Below are 14,539 nucleotides of genomic sequence, written 5' to 3' on the forward strand. Positions count from 1 at the left end.
TGCAACCCTTCCAGCCTTGTCAATTCCCTGTCACCGCGGACACGATCAGCCACAGTCCGACGGCACACAAACCGGTCCCCGCACACCTCTCCAGGACCTTTCGCCATCTCCCTTCGCGGAAGATGTCGCCCATGCGCGCCGCGAGAACGCCATAGACGAGCAGCGACAGGAAACTCAAGGCGATGTGAATCGACGCCAGCAGCGTGGCGGCCCCGAGCGCCGACCCGTGGGAGGGCAGGAACTGCGGGAGCAGGGACGTGTAGAAAACGCCGACCTTGGGGTTTCCCAGGCTCGTCAGCGCGCCCTGCCGCCAGTCCCGGCCGACGGGCAGCTCGGGCTCCGCCGCCCGGGACGCGGCGACGAGCGCCTGCACCCCGAGCAGGACGAGATAGGCGGCGCCGGCCACCCTGAGCATGGCGAAAAGCGTCGGAGAGGCAGCGACGGCGGCCGCGAGTCCCGCCGAGGACAGCAGAGCCCACGCGGCCAGCCCCGTACATACGCCCGTGGTGGTCCGGACAGCGCTCCCGGGGCCGCCGCTCAGGGTGTTGCGCACCACGACGAGCGTGTCGGCTCCAGGGACGACCACCACCAGGCCGGCCAGCGCCGTATAACCCGCGATGTCAGCCAACGTGCCGCAGCTCGGCCGAGCGTTGGCCGGGCGTCGCCAGACCGAAGATCAGGTCCCAGCGAATGTCGTTCGCCGTCACAAAGAGCGCGGAACGGGACCGTATGAGCGAGCACGAGGCCATCTGAATTCTCCCACCGTTAGGAATTCAACGAACGCCGCTTGTGGCGGCCTCGCAAGACTCGCTCCCTGGCCTGACCGAACTCCAGTTTCGCGGGCATCATCTCCATGCATTGCATGAACATGAGTGCAGCTCGATGCATGTGTCGGCGGAGGAATGTCGTCCTTCAGCTTCCTGCAGTTCAGCAAACTGGGCCGGACCGGGATGGACCGGCATGCCGCCGCACCGCACAGTGGAACAACGTCGAAGCGGCTGTCGCACGGCCTCGAAGAACCCGAGAGAAGAGTCCGCCCTTGTCCGTACTTCCTACCGCCACCGGTACCCATGTCCCCTTGAGCCGCCGCTCCGTCTCCGGGCCGTTGCGCATCGGTGTCCTGGTCTCCGCGACCGGCGCCAACCTCAGCACCCTGCTCGGCATGCAGGAAGCACACCCGGGCGAGTTCGAGGTCTGCCTCGTCGCCTCGCACGGGGAGCGGGTCAAGGCCCTGGACGTGGCGCGCCGGGCCGGCGTCGAGGCGTGGACCGGCGACTTCGACCGCCACTGCGGCACCGCGTCGGCCGCGTCCGGCCCGGAGGCCCGCGCGCGCTACCGGGCCCGGGCCCGGGAATGGCACGACGGCCTGGACACGCGGCTGGCCGACTGGGAGCGGCGCAACGGCGAACTGGACCTGATGGTCCTCGCCTACCACCGCTGGATCGAGGGCCGGCTCCTGGAGCGCTATCAGGGCCGCATGATCAACCAGCACCCGGCCGATCTCTCGGTCCTGTCCGACCAGGGCACACGGGAGTTCATCGGCAAGGATCCCGTACGGCTCGCCATGGCGGCGGGCCGTCCCACGACTCGTACCTCCTGCTTCCTGGTCGACCCGACCCGGGACGGGGGCGCGGTGCTGGCCATGGGACCGGAGGTGCCCGTGGGGGGACGGCGGCCGACCCCGGAGGACGCCTGGCAGCAGGAACTGGAGCAGAAGAGCCGCAGCGACCGCCCCTGCCTGCAGTGGACCGTGCGGGCGTTCGCGGCCGGACGGCTCGCGCTCAGCGACAGCACGCACCCTGACGGAAGCCGCGTCGTCGTGGTGGACGGACAGCCGACGCCGTTGGGCGGTCGGCGGTTGACCGAGGAAGCATCCGCATGACCGAATCCAAGAACTCAGACCGCATTCCCGGCTTCGTCGGAGCGGGCAACCTCGTCTATCGCGAGCCCGAGGTCCCCCGATTCGTCTCGGGCCAGGGCTGCTGGCTGACCGCCGGCGACGGACGCCGCTACCTGGACGCGGAGGCCGCCAACGGCACCGTCGCCTGGGGCTACGACGGCGAGCTGCTGCGCGAGGCGCTGACGCGCTGCGAGCAACTGCCGGCTCTGCCTTCCTTCTGCGAGTCCGAACTGCGGCTGAAGGTGTTGTCCCGGCTGGAGCGACTCGTGTCGGGTGTCGTGGGCGCCCCCGGGCGCGTGGAACTGGACCTCGGCGGCGCGCAAGCGATGGAAACAGCGCTGCGCATAGCCTTCGCGGCCAACGGGCCCGGCACGGTCGTCGTCTTCGAAGGGGCCTTCCACGGCCGCTCCGGAGTGACGAGCATGCTCAGTTCGAGCCCTCGCTACCGCGAACTGCTCGCCGCGTGGGGCCTTGAGGTGGTCCGGCTGCCCAGCCCGGACTGCCGGCGGTGTCCACACCCTCCCGTCGGCGGCGGGTGTACGGCCGGCTGCCGCAAGGCCGTCGCCCGCTGGGGATCCGAGCTGACCGGGGTCGGCGGCAACGGCTTCCGCCGCAAGGTGTCGGCGTTCGTCTTCGAATCCGTACAGAACGTCGGCGGCATGGTGGAGCCCGACCACGAGCTGTTGCGCTCCGCCGTGGACCACGCCCGGGAGCAGGGCGCGGTGGTCATCGCGGACGAGATCTTCACGGGCATGCACCGGGTCGGACCGCGCTGGGGTTTCCAGCGAGCCGGCGTCACTCCGGACGTCGTGGTGACCAGCAAGGGCCTGACCAACGGCGGTGCGGCGCTGAGCATGGTCTGGTCGCGCGAGCCCTTGGGCCATCCCGACCAGTACCGCCCCGGCAGCCACTCCTCCACGTACATCGGCATCCCGAGCGCACTCGCCGTCGTGGACACGGTGCTGGACCGCTGGGAGCGGTGGACGACAGTGGACAAGGACATCCTCCTGCTGGAGGAGGCGATGCGGGAACGGCTGACCGCCGTCGCGACGCGTCATCCCGCCCTGGTCCGCGAGGTCGACGCGATGGGCGGCACGGCTCGTATCGTCCTCGACGGGCCGCACGCCGGCCGACTGCGTCACCTCTTCCGTTCCGCGCACCCCGAGGCCGGGGTCCTCGTCGCCACGACCGGCATGGCACCCGACGTCATCAACGTGCATCCGCCTCTGGTCATCCGGGAGGCCGAACTCGACGTGTTCGCCGAGATCTTCGACACCGCACTGAACGGGCTCGCGTGATGGGAGTGGAGACGGAACGCAAGTTCCTGGTGCGCCGCGGCTGGCGCGAGGCGGTGGTCCGGACACGGGAAATCCGCCAGGGCTACCTGTCCGAGGACCCTGACCGGGCCGTGCGGGTACGGATCACCGACGGGCGGTCCGCGGTCCTCACCGTCAAGGGCCCCCGCCAGGGCGCGCTCAGGCCCGAGTTCGAGTACCACGTACCGCTCGCCGACGCCGGGGAGATCCTCGGACGGCTGTGCCCACAACCCCTCGTGGAGAAGGTGCGGCACTACCTCGGTGGGCCCTACGACGGCTGGATCGTGGACGAGTTCTTCGGCTCCAACTCCGGCCTGGTCCTGGCCGAACTGGACGCGGACGACGCCCAATCCGTCACCGACCTGCCCCCGTGGATCGCCGAGGAGGTCACCGAGGACCTCCGCTTCGACAACTCCCGTCTGCACGGGAATCCGTATCCCGGCTGGGCACCGCCCGCGCCCGTCGCGACGCCGTTGCGGGACCCCGCCGACGCGGATCTGGTGATCTTCGACAACGACGGAGTACTGGTCGACTCGGAGCCGATCGCCAACCGGGTGCTCGCCGCCCTGCTCACCGAATCCGGGTTCCCCACCACCTTCGAGGACAGCATCCGGCGCTACATGGGCGGCACCCTGGACCGTGTGCGGGCCTTGGTCCGCGCGGAAACGGGACGCGAGATCCCGGCCGGCTTCGCGGAGCGCTACCGGGAGCGCCTGAAGGCGGCGTTCGAGCGGGAGTTGCGCCCCGTCCCCGGGATGCTGGACATCCTGACCGCCCTGGGCGAGCGCGGAACTCCGTTCTGTGTCGCGTCGAGCTCACCACGGGACCGTCTCGACCTCGCCCTGCGGGTCACCGGGCTCGCCCCCCACTTCGGGCACCGTGTGTACTCGGCGGACGACGTCCTGCGGGGAAAGCCCGCTCCGGACCTCTTCCTGCACGCCGCCGTGCGCATGGACGTCGACCCGGCCCACGCGGTGGTGATCGAGGACAGCGTGCCGGGGGTCGACGCGGCGGTGGCCGCAGGCATGACCAGCATCGGCTTCGCGCCCCTGACTCCGGCCGACCGCCTGAGCCGCGCCACGTACGTGGTGCGTGACAGCGCCGGCCTTGCGGACCGCCTCGGCCTCCCCACGGCAGAGCGGGCCTGAGCCGTCCGGTCAGCCGGCAGCGGCGTTGCCGTCGTCTTGGACATCGTCGGCGTCCAGGATCCCTGAGGTGGCGATCAGCACGCCGAGCTGGCAGCGGCTGCGCGCGCCGAACTCCTCGTAGATCTTGGCGATATGTCCACGGCAGGTCCGCACGCTCACTCCCATGCGGCGGGCGATGGCGTTGTCGGTCTCCCCCTCGGCCAGCAACTTGATGATGGACATGCGGACGTCGGACAGCAGGGTCTTCACTTCCGACACCCGGTTGCGGGCCGAGAAGGGTGTCGCGTCGTTCCAGAACCGCTCGAAGACCGAGACCAGGAACTCGACGACGGCCGGCTGGTGGATGGCGAGCGCGATCTGACGGTCACCACGGGCCGGGATGAAGGCAATCTTGCGATCAAAAATGATCAGCCGATCGGTGCACTCGTCGACGCTGCGCACGTCCCCGCCGTGACTGGTGACCTGCTTGACGTACTGCCGGGTGGCAGTGTGGAAGCGGGCAGAATGCTGATAGATGGTACGCATCTGGACACCGCGCTCCAGCATGGCGCGGGTGGGTTCCCAGGACGCGGCCAGACTCTCGGCGTTGCGGCCGCCGCCGGGCTGCACGGTGAGCACTTCCTCCGTGCAGCGCGTGGCCGCGACCTCCAACTCGGCATTGATGGCGTCGAGCCCGGCAATCGTGCTGAACTCGTTCCCGTCCTCGGTTTCGTGGATGGCCTCGTGGTACGTGACCTGATAGCGGCCGAGGTCGGCACGGAGATGTTCCGCCTCGCGTTCGAGGCGTTCGATCTGCTGGTCCAGCGGGACCAGCAGCCGGGATGCCGCGCTACGGGGCGTGGAGACGCCGAAGGTGGTTCCCTCTCCGAGCAGGGGGACCAGCAGCTCGTACTTGCTGAGCCACTCGGCGGCCGCGACGGTACGCCCCTCGCTCCAGCCCAGCATGCCCGCCGCCGCGGACAGGTCCAGGTCCCGTTGACGGACCATCAGCCGGTACAGCTCGACCGAATCAACCTCTCCGGTACATTCACCTTCGTCGGCGCTATGTGTAGGCAGCATTCCTCCCCCGAAAGAATGTGTATGCGATGGCACATCAGGCAATGATTACGCCGCTCCACCACTGGTAACGGTTGTCGTGCGACCGAGTCGCACCGTACTCATACCGAGCTCATACCGAGGACGTGAACTCGTCCAGCATCGATTCCAATTCCGCGCCGAAGCGCGCCACTGGGTCACCGGGCACCCACGGTGGGAACTCGATCCGTCCGGACATTCCGAGGTCCGCTCGGTCCGTGAACAGAACGGTCCACGGCCAGCGCACTCCCAGAGGGCTTACGGACAGGGACCGCACCGTGCAACCCGGGACGGAGAGCGCGGTGGCCGGGTCGCGGTCCCACGCAATGACCAGCGGTGCGACGGATCGGGTCTCGCGCAGGCCCAGTTCGGCCATCAGCGCGGGGAAGGGCACGCTCGACATCTCGCGTGCCTCGGCGATCACCTCGCGGGCGCGGCGCAGTGCGTCTTTCGGGACAGGGGTGACGTGACCGTCTCCGGGAGGCGGGCCGAACGGAACGGTCGTGAGGAAGTATCCCGCGGCGTCGGCGTCGGCAGGTTCGTTCCGGTCGGCCACCGCGACAGCGAACCGCCCGCCGGTCTCCGCCAGTTGACACACCGGCTCCAGGACGGCAGCCAAGGTGACCGCGAACACCGTTGTGCCGTTGCGCCGCGCGCAGTCGCGCACCTTGGACCAGACACGTGGGCCGACCGCCAGTTCCGTGACACTGCACGAGCTCTGTACCGGACCGCTCTCACCGTCGCCTTGCGGCGGCAGCCAGGCGCGTACCCGGTCGGCCGCCGCGCACACGGCCAGCTTGCCCTCGGTGGAATCGAGGTAACGCCGCTGCCTGTACGCGTAGTCGGCATGGCCGTGCTCCTCCGAGCGGGAAGGGGCACGGCCGCTGAGTGCGGCCGCGAGCTCTTCCAGCACGACCCGAGCGCTCCATGCGTCGATCACGAGATGGTGCCAGACGAGCAGCACGCGGACCGTGCCCGGTGCGGCGAGCACGGCAGCCCGGACGAGCGGCCCCTTGGTGACGTCGAAAGCCGGACGCTGCAATGCGGCCAGCAACTGCTGCCAGACGTGCTCCAGAGTCTCCCCGGGCGCCACGGACCGCACCACGGCGGAGACCGGTTCACCATCGGTCACGAACAGCGCGGCGCCCTCGTCGATGCGTCCGCGGAAGACAACGTGCCGGTTGAGAACGGCCGTCAGCTCCTGGGCCGTTCGGTCGGGGTCGACGGGGCCGGTCAGCTCCAGTGCCACGGATTCGTGGAAGGACCCGGGAACGGCGCTGATCAGCTCCGCCGCCCACATCCCGGCCTGGCCCGGCGTCAAGGGTGCCTCGTTCTTTCCCGCGTTCTCGTCGTCCGACGCGTCGTCGACGGGCATCGCCGATATCTTCGCCGCCAGGTCGGCCAAGGTCTCCGCTTCGAGAACGTGGGCCGCTGTGACGGCTCGGCCGGTGGCCGAGCGCAGCGCGATGGACAGCCGCGCGGCCTGCAGCGAGTCGCCACCCACCTCGGCGAACCCGAGGTCCAGTGCCGAGGGCGGTGTGTGGGGGAGCAGAGCGCGGCAGGCGTCCTCGACGGCGCGCTCGTGCTCGTTCCGGGCCGGGCGCGCCGGCGCGTCGTTCGGCTGCGGGAGCGCGGCGCGGTCGAGTTTGCCGTCGCTGGTCATCGGTATGCGTTCCAGCGCGAAGAAGCGCCGGGGTACGGCCTGTGAGGGAAGCTCCTCGGCCAGGCGCGCCCTGATCACGGTCCAGAGGTCGCCGGTGGCTTCGCCGACGGCGTCGGAAAGCACCACGAAGGCCGTCAGCACCAACGGGCCACCGGGGCTCGTCGGCCGGGCGAGCACGGCGACGTCCGATATCTCGTCGAGCCGCCTGAGCGCGACCTCCGTCTCCGCCGGTTCGATCCGGACGCCGTCGATCTTGAGCTGGTCGTCGATCCTGCCGAGGAAGGTCAACTCGCCCTCGGTGTCGGCAACGACGAGATCACCGGTCCGGTACATCAGACCATCGCCGTCGGCGGCGGGCACGAAGCGTTCGGCGGTCCGGCTCGGATCGTGCAGGTAACCGAGGGCCAGGCCACGGCCGGCGACGCACAGTTCCCCGGGCTGGCCCGGACCGACCGGAGCGAGGCGATCGTTGAGCACGAAGCCGCGGTTGCCTTCGATCACCGATCCGATCGGTGTCCGCCGCTGCGGTTCGGTACATCGCTCGGGAACCGTGTACAGGGTGGCGCACACCGTGGTCTCGGTCGGGCCGTACCCGTTGACGACGACCACGTCGGGCATACATGACTGCAGATCGACCAGCAGTCCGATGGGAATCGGCTCGACGCCGGTCAGCAGACGCCGCAGCCGGGGAGCGGGACCACCGCTCATGACCCGGTCGCGCAGCGAAGGGAGGAACTGAGGAGGCAGGTACGCCGAGTCGATGTGCTGCGCGGCCAAGTAGTCGAGCGTGGCGTCGATGTCACGGCGATGCGCGTCCGGCACAGGCACCACGGTCCCGCCGTTCAGCAACGCACTCCACATCTCGTACACGGAGACATCGAACCCGGGCGACGTCCACCAACTGTGCCGCGCTCCCGGGCTCAGCGGCGCGCGGCTCTGGAAGGCCGCCAGCAGGTTGTGGACACCGCGTGCCGGGACCACGACGCCCTTGGGCCTGCCGGTGGAACCGGAGGTGTAGATGACGTAGGCCGGATCGTCGTCGTCCGTGGCGGGATCGTGCCGCTCCGGATCTGGTGAGCCGGGTGCGGCCGATGTTTCCGACAGGCGCAGGGCCGCACGGAGGTCATCGTCGTCGGCCCGGAGAACAACCGAGGGCCGGGCGTCCTCCAGTATCTGCTCACGCCGCTTCGCGGGGCTCGACACATCGATCGGGAGATACGCCGCGCCGGCCGCGACGGTGGCGAGCACGCTGACGACGAAGCCCGGCCCGACGGGCATGTCGACGGCGACGAGATCACCCGCACCGACCTTCCGCATCCTCAGACGGTCCGCCAGCATAGCCGCTGCGTCCGCGAGTTGACGGTAGTCGAGGGCTCCCTCCGGGCCGGCACAAGCCTGGTGGTCGGGGTGGGCACTGGCGACCCGGACGAACGTCCGCCACAAATTGCCACGTGTCACTGTGAGACCTCCTCGCGTGATCGCGCAGCGCACGTCTCCGCCACCAACCCGGCCGTCTGCTCGGGTTGTTCCAACCAGAAAAAGTGACCGGCCGACAGCACCGTGTAATCGGCGCCAGGAATCGCGGCGGCAAGCTTCTCACCCGCGTCGGCAGGAATGAGGCGATCGGCGTCGCCGTGCACGACGTGCGTCGGCACATTGATGCGGTGCAGTCTCTCGGCGGTGCTGTGAAGGGCAACTGCACCAATTTGCAAGGCGGTTGTCCGCGAATCCACCGGCAGTTCCAGGGCGGCGTCGCGGTACTCCTCCCAGGCGCCCGGGCGCGCCCGCTCCGGGTCCTTCACCCCGACGCGAAAGATGTTGCGCAGCGTCGCCGGCTTGTCGCCGTGGACGACGGCCGAGGCCAGTACCTCCGAGGCAGCAGCCGGTGCACCGGCCCCGCCGGTGTGGGTGCAGCCGAGCAGCAGACTCTCCACCCGGTCCGGATGGCGCAGGGCCAGCTCCTGGGCGACAAGGCCCCCCATCGACACCCCCATGACGTGCGCACGCGGCCAGCCGAGCTCGTCGAGCAGGCCGGCGGCATCGTCGGCGAGATCAGCCACTGTGAACGACTCGCACGCCAACGCCGAGTGTCCGACACCGCGATGGTCGTAGGCCACCACGTCGAAGGAAGCAGCGAGCAGCGACATCAGTCGCTCTCCCCAATGGAGATGCGTCGCCGCCGTCCCCTGCACGAGCAGCAACGGTAATCCGGCTCCACGACGTATGTACTTGAGCGAGCTATCCGTAGGCACGGGGCGCAAGCATAGCTAGGGCCATGCAAAAACAGAGCCTTGTTTCATAAAGACTCCTCTGTATTCCTCTGTTTTCACAGGATTAATCGGGCGTTTTTCCGGGATTAATCGGACGAAACAACCAGAAAAGCAACCGCTATGCGGGGATGTCAGTTAGCCCACATGAAAAGGGGGTGGCGAACCGCCGCCGTGCGGCGCTAAGTTGATCTTGAACGGAACGGGGCCCGCCCGCGAACGGACAGACCCCTTCTGACCCGCGTGTGCGCAGGATCACCTATGCCGTGCCAGGACACCCGCTACACGTTGAACCGGAACTCCACCACATCCCCGTCCTGCATCACATACTCCTTGCCCTCCATCCGCGCCTTGCCCTTGGCGCGAGCCTCGGCGACCGAGCCCGTGTCGACGAGGTCGGTGAAGGAGATGACCTCGGCCTTGATGAAGCCCTTCTGGAAGTCGGTGTGGATGACACCGGCGGCCTCGGGGGCGGTGGCGCCCTTCTTGATGGTCCAGGCGCGGGCTTCCTTCGGGCCGGCCGTGAGGTAGGTCTGCAGACCGAGGGTGACGAAGCCGACGCGGGCGAGGGTGGCGAGGCCGGGCTCCTCGGCGCCGACCGACTCCAGGAGCTCCAGCGCGTCCTCCTCGTCGAGCTCGGCGAGGTCCGCCTCCAGCTTGGCGTTGAGGAAGATCGCCTCGGCGGGGGCGACCAGGGTGCGCTGCTCGTTCTTGAAGTCGTCGTCGACCAGCTCGTCCTCGTCGACGTTGAAGACGTAGAGGAACGGCTTGGTGGTGAGGAGGTGCAGGTCGTGCAGGAGCTCGTTGCGCTCGGTGCCCTGGACGATGCCGTGGGCGAAGAGCGTGTCGCCCTTCTCCAGGATCTCCTTGGCCTCCTCGACGGCCTTGACCTTGGGCGCGACGTCCTTCTTGATGCGCGACTCCTTCTGGAGGCGCGGCAGGACCTTCTCGATCGTCTGGAGGTCCGCGAGGATCAGCTCGGTGTTGATCGTCTCGATGTCGTCCTTGGGCGAGACCTTGCCGTCGATGTGGACGACGTTCTCGTCCTTGAAGGCGCGGATGACCTGGCAGATCGCGTCGGACTCACGGATGTTCGCGAGGAACTTGTTGCCCAGGCCCTCGCCCTCCGAGGCGCCGCGCACGATGCCGGCGATGTCGACGAAGTCGACGGTGGCCGGGAGGATCCGCTGCGAGCCGAAGATCTCGGCCAACTTGGTGAGCCGCGCGTCGGGGACGCCGACCACACCCACGTTGGGCTCGATCGTGGCGAACGGGTAGTTGGCCGCGAGCACGTCGTTCTTGGTCAGGGCGTTGAACAGGGTCGACTTGCCGACATTCGGCAGACCGACGATTCCGATCGTGAGCGACACGTTGCGACTTCCCGTATGTGGTGAGGGCCAGGGGGCCAGGAGTCCGGCCGATCCACCAGTCTACGGCGTACCCGGCCGGCCCCAGCGGCCGCGTCGAACGGTTGGCCAAGCTCTGCCCATCGGCGTGTCTGAGGGGCGATTCCGCACATAAACAGACCTAAGTTGGTCCAGTGGAGCAACACAGGACGCGACCCCCGCAGCACGGACCGCGACGCGGCACGCCGCCGGCGCCATTGCCGCCCCAGGCGAGACGCCGTCCGCAGGGCGTACGACGGCCCTCCCCCGGTCCGGCCCGACCGGTACGGCCCTCGCGGCGGATGCCGAACCCCCGGCTCACCGGACTCGGTGGCGGGCTGTTCTGCGGAGCCGTGATGTTCCTGCTGGGCTACCTCGACCAACTGCTGTTCGGGGCGTCCCCGACGGTGTACGGCGTGCTGTTCCTGCCGGTGTGCATGCTGACCGCGCTGTGGGTGCACGGGAGCGATCTGATGATCGCGCCCGTCGTCGTGCCGATCGCCTTCGCCGTGGGGCTGCTGCCCGTCGCGGACGGCAGCGGGGGGACGGCCGGGGAGCTGATGGGCGTGGTGACCGCGCTGGCCACCCAGGCCGGGTGGCTGTACGGGGGGACGCTCGTCGCCGGTGTGATCGTGATCGTACGGAGGATCCGGCTGGTCAGGCGCCGGCGACGGGCGTGAACGCAACCGCGCGCTAGCCGTGCTTGGCCGCCCGCATCGCCGCTCCCACGATCCCCGCGTTGTTCTGCAGCTGCGCCGGAACCATCTCCGCCTTGATGCCCTCGATCAGGTGCAGGAACTTGTCGGACTTGCGGCTGACCCCGCCGCCGATGATGAACAGCTCGGGGGAGAACAGCATCTCGACGTGGGCGAGGTACTTCTGGACCCGGCGGGCCCAGTGCTCCCACGTCATCTCGTTGTCCTCCTTGACCTTGCTGGAGGCCCGCTTCTCCGCCTCGTGGCCGTTCAGTTCGAGGTGGCCCAGTTCGGTGTTCGGGACGAGGGCGCCGTCGACGAACACGGCGCTTCCGATGCCCGTGCCGAAGGTCAGCAGGATGACCGTGCCCCGGCGGTCGCGGCCGGCGCCGAAGTTCATCTCGGCGACGCCCGCCGCGTCCGCGTCGTTGACGACCGTGACGTCATGGCCGCCCAGGCGGTCGCTGAACAGGGCGCGCGCGTCCGTGTCGATCCAGCTCTTGTCCACATTGGCGGCCGTACGGATCATGGCGCCGCCGGTGACCACGCCCGGGAAGGTGAGCCCGACCGGGCCCGTCCAGCCGAAGTGCTCGACAACCTCCTTCACTCCGTCGGCCACCCCGTCGGGCGTCGCCGGGTGCGGAGTGAGCACCTTGAAGCGCTCCTCCGCGAGGTCGCCCCGCTCCAGGTCCACAGGGGCGCCCTTGATCCCGGATCCGCCGATGTCCACGCCGAAGATCTGCATGGCTCTACGTTACGTGGTACGACTGACAGTCACGTGCTGGGCGGTGTGCCGGTCACGCGTCCGACGTACCCGATCCACCGCGCTCGGCGACCAGGGCCGCCGCCTCGTCGCGCAGGTCGCGGCGGAGTTCCTTGGGCAGCGAGAAGGTGATGGACTCCTCGGCCGCCTTGACGATCTCGACGTCCCCGTAGCCGCGCTCGGCGAGCCACTCCAGGACCTGCTCCACCAGGACCTCCGGGACGGAGGCGCCGGAGGTGACGCCGACCGTGGTCACGCCGTCCAGCCAGGCCTCGTCGATCTCGTCGGCGAAGTCCACCAGGTGGGCGTCGCGGGAGCCGGCGAGCTTGGCGACCTCGACGAGCCGCTTGGAGTTGGAGGAGTTGCGGGAGCCGACCACGATCACCAGCTCCGCCTCGGCGCCCATCTGCTTCACGGCGAGCTGACGGTTCTGCGTGGCGTAGCAGATGTCGTCGCTCGGCGGGGAGATGAGCTGCGGGAACTTGTCCTTCAGGGCGTCGACGGTCTCCATGGTCTCGTCGACGGAGAGGGTGGTCTGGGAGAGCCAGACGACCTTGGACTCGTCGCGGACCTCCACCTTGGCGACGTCCCCGGGGCCGTCGACGAGCTGGATGTGGTCGGGGGCCTCACCGGAGGTGCCGATGACCTCCTCGTGGCCCTCGTGCCCGATCAGGAGGATGTCGTAGTCCTCGTCGGCGAAGCGGACGGCTTCCTTGTGGACCTTGGTGACCAGGGGGCAGGTGGCGTCGATGGTGGCGAGGCGGCCGCGCTCGGCCTCCTCGTGCACCACGGGGGCGACCCCGTGCGCGGAGAACATGACGATGTTCCCCGGCGGAACCTCCTCCGTCCGCTCGACGAAGATCGCGCCCTTCTTCTCCAGGGTCTGCACGACGTACTTGTTGTGGACGATCTCGTGCCGGACATAGATCGGGGCCCCGTACTGCTCCAGGGCCTTTTCGACGGCGATCACGGCGCGGTCCACACCCGCGCAGTAGCCTCGTGGGGCGGCGAGCAGGACACGGCGGCCAGGCGAAGCAGTCATGGGAACCATCGTAAGGCCGCATGCGAAGGCCGAAGATCGGGCCGGGATGTCGGTGGCGGCCGTTAACCTCGGGCGCATGGCTGTCAACACGTCCGCGGACGCACCGCTGCCCGTCGGTGAGGTGTCGCGGCTCATCGGGAGCTGGATCGACCGGCTCGGGGCGGTATGGGTCGAGGGGCAGATCACGCAGTTGTCGCGGCGGCCGGGTGCCGGGGTGGTGTTCTTGACGCTGCGCGATCCGTCGTACGACATCTCGGTGAGCGTCACCTGCTACCGGCAGGTGTTCGACGCCGTCGCCGATGTCGTGGGCGAGGGCGCCCGGGTCGTCGTCCACGCGAAGCCCGAGTGGTACGCGCCGCGCGGGCAGCTGTCGCTGCGGGCCGCCGAGATAAAGCCGGTCGGGGTCGGGGAGCTGCTGGCCCGGCTGGAGCAGCTGAAGAAGACGCTCGCGGCGGAGGGGCTCTTCGCGACCGAGCGCAAGCAGCCGTTGCCCTTCCTTCCCCAGCTCATCGGGCTGGTCTGCGGCCGCGCCTCGGCCGCGGAGCGTGACGTGCTGGAGAACGCCCGGCACCGCTGGCCCGCCGTGCGCTTCGAGGTGCGCAACGTGCCCGTGCAGGGCGTGCACGCGGTGCCGCAGGTGGTGCAGGCGGTGAAGGAGCTCGACGAGCTGGAGGACGTCGACGTGATCATCGTCGCGCGCGGCGGCGGCAGCGTCGAGGACCTGCTGCCCTTCTCCGACGAGCAGCTCGTCCGCACGGTGGCCGCCTGCCGTACGCCGGTCGTGTCCGCCATCGGGCACGAGCCGGACAACCCGCTGCTCGACCATGTCGCCGACCTGCGCGCCTCGACCCCGACGGACGCCGCCAAGAAGGTCGTGCCGGACGTGGGCGAGGAGTTCGAGCGCGTGCGCCTGCTGCGGGACCGGGCGCGGCGGTGCGTGGGGGCGTTCATCGAGCGGGAGGAGCGCGGACTGGCCCATGCGCTGGCCCGGCCCTCGATGGAGGATCCGCACCGCATGGTCGACGAGCGTGCGGATCATGTCGCATCGCTGGTCGAGCGCTCCCGGCGCACGCTCGGGCACCTCCTCGACCGGGCGGACTCCGAGCTGACGCACACGCACGCGCGCGTGGTGGCCCTCTCGCCGGCGGCGACGCTGAAGCGCGGTTACACGGTGCTGCAGAAGTCCGACGGTCACGTGGTGCGGGACCCGGACGAGGTGGCCGCGGGCGAGGCGCTGCGGGCGCGGGTCGCCGAGGGTGAGTTCTCCGTACGAGTCGATTCTTAGG

12 protein-coding genes are annotated in these 14,539 nt (G+C 69.3%); 5 read left to right on the top strand and 7 right to left on the bottom strand.

The genetic code is table 11. The features are described from left to right. Window positions 1-19 precede the first annotated feature (19 nt). Window positions 20-628, bottom strand: coding sequence for a LysE family translocator (locus tag ACZ4EG_RS26305; RefSeq protein WP_453553689.1), 609 nt, complete (start codon window positions 626-628; stop codon window positions 20-22). A gap of 411 nt (window positions 629-1,039) precedes the next feature. Between ACZ4EG_RS26305 and ACZ4EG_RS26310 the strand changes: the two genes are divergently transcribed. Genes ACZ4EG_RS26310 through ACZ4EG_RS26320 form a run of 3 tightly spaced genes read left to right on the top strand, consistent with a single transcriptional unit; the run spans window position 1,040 to window position 4,364 of the window. Then, entirely contained in the window at window positions 1,040-1,882 is an 843-nt protein-coding gene (locus tag ACZ4EG_RS26310) for a formyltransferase family protein (protein WP_453553691.1), read from the top strand. Then, window positions 1,879-3,198, top strand: coding sequence for an aminotransferase class III-fold pyridoxal phosphate-dependent enzyme (locus ACZ4EG_RS26315; RefSeq protein ID WP_467792313.1), 1,320 nt, complete (start codon window positions 1,879-1,881; stop codon window positions 3,196-3,198). The genes ACZ4EG_RS26310 and ACZ4EG_RS26315 overlap by 4 nt, the downstream gene beginning before the upstream one ends. Before the next feature lie 5 nt (window positions 3,199-3,203). Next, a complete protein-coding gene (locus ACZ4EG_RS26320) occupies window positions 3,204-4,364 on the top strand; it encodes an HAD-IA family hydrolase (RefSeq protein ID WP_467792314.1) in 1,161 nt (386 codons plus the stop codon). 9 nt (window positions 4,365-4,373) lie between these two features. On the opposite strand, the gene ACZ4EG_RS26325 is transcribed toward ACZ4EG_RS26320, so the two are convergent. From ACZ4EG_RS26325 to ychF, 4 genes are all read right to left on the bottom strand, one after another. Beyond that, the gene (locus ACZ4EG_RS26325) at window positions 4,374-5,423 is read right to left on the bottom strand and encodes a helix-turn-helix transcriptional regulator (protein ID WP_467792315.1); all 1,050 of its coding nucleotides are present in this window, start codon (window positions 5,421-5,423) and stop codon (window positions 4,374-4,376) included. A 109-nt stretch (window positions 5,424-5,532) separates the two neighbouring features. Then, a complete protein-coding gene (locus ACZ4EG_RS26330) occupies window positions 5,533-8,592 on the bottom strand; it encodes an amino acid adenylation domain-containing protein (protein ID WP_467792316.1) in 3,060 nt (1,019 codons plus the stop codon). Then, window positions 8,556-9,293 carry an alpha/beta fold hydrolase gene (locus ACZ4EG_RS26335; protein WP_453553790.1) on the bottom strand — a complete coding sequence of 246 codons (738 nt, stop codon included), beginning with the start codon at window positions 9,291-9,293 and terminating at the stop codon, window positions 8,556-8,558. Before ACZ4EG_RS26335 ends, ACZ4EG_RS26330 begins: the two co-directional genes overlap by 37 nt. 356 nt (window positions 9,294-9,649) lie before the next feature. Continuing rightward, the gene (ychF, locus tag ACZ4EG_RS26340) at window positions 9,650-10,738 is read right to left on the bottom strand and encodes a redox-regulated ATPase YchF (RefSeq protein WP_453553700.1); all 1,089 of its coding nucleotides are present in this window, start codon (window positions 10,736-10,738) and stop codon (window positions 9,650-9,652) included. A 170-nt stretch (window positions 10,739-10,908) separates the two neighbouring features. Here ychF and ACZ4EG_RS26345 point away from each other — a divergent pair, with 170 nt between their 5' ends. After that, window positions 10,909-11,433, top strand: a complete 525-nt coding sequence (locus ACZ4EG_RS26345; protein ID WP_467792317.1) for a DUF6542 domain-containing protein — start codon at window positions 10,909-10,911, stop codon at window positions 11,431-11,433. Between the two features lie 13 nt (window positions 11,434-11,446). Here ACZ4EG_RS26345 and ppgK read toward each other — a convergent pair whose 3' ends face one another. After that, entirely contained in the window at window positions 11,447-12,193 is a 747-nt protein-coding gene (gene ppgK, locus ACZ4EG_RS26350) for a polyphosphate--glucose phosphotransferase (protein WP_453553704.1), read from the bottom strand. A gap of 52 nt (window positions 12,194-12,245) precedes the next feature. Next, on the bottom strand, window positions 12,246-13,262 hold the full coding sequence (locus ACZ4EG_RS26355; RefSeq protein WP_453553706.1) for a 4-hydroxy-3-methylbut-2-enyl diphosphate reductase: 1,017 nt from the start codon (window positions 13,260-13,262) through the stop codon (window positions 12,246-12,248). Between the two features lie 67 nt (window positions 13,263-13,329). On the opposite strand from ACZ4EG_RS26355, the gene xseA reads away from it, so the two are divergent. After that, window positions 13,330-14,538, top strand: coding sequence for an exodeoxyribonuclease VII large subunit (xseA, locus tag ACZ4EG_RS26360; protein ID WP_467792318.1), 1,209 nt, complete (start codon window positions 13,330-13,332; stop codon window positions 14,536-14,538). The last annotated feature ends 1 nt before the right edge of the window (window position 14,539 follow it).

It is taken from the genome of Streptomyces sp. NPDC025638 (genome assembly GCF_055558775.1).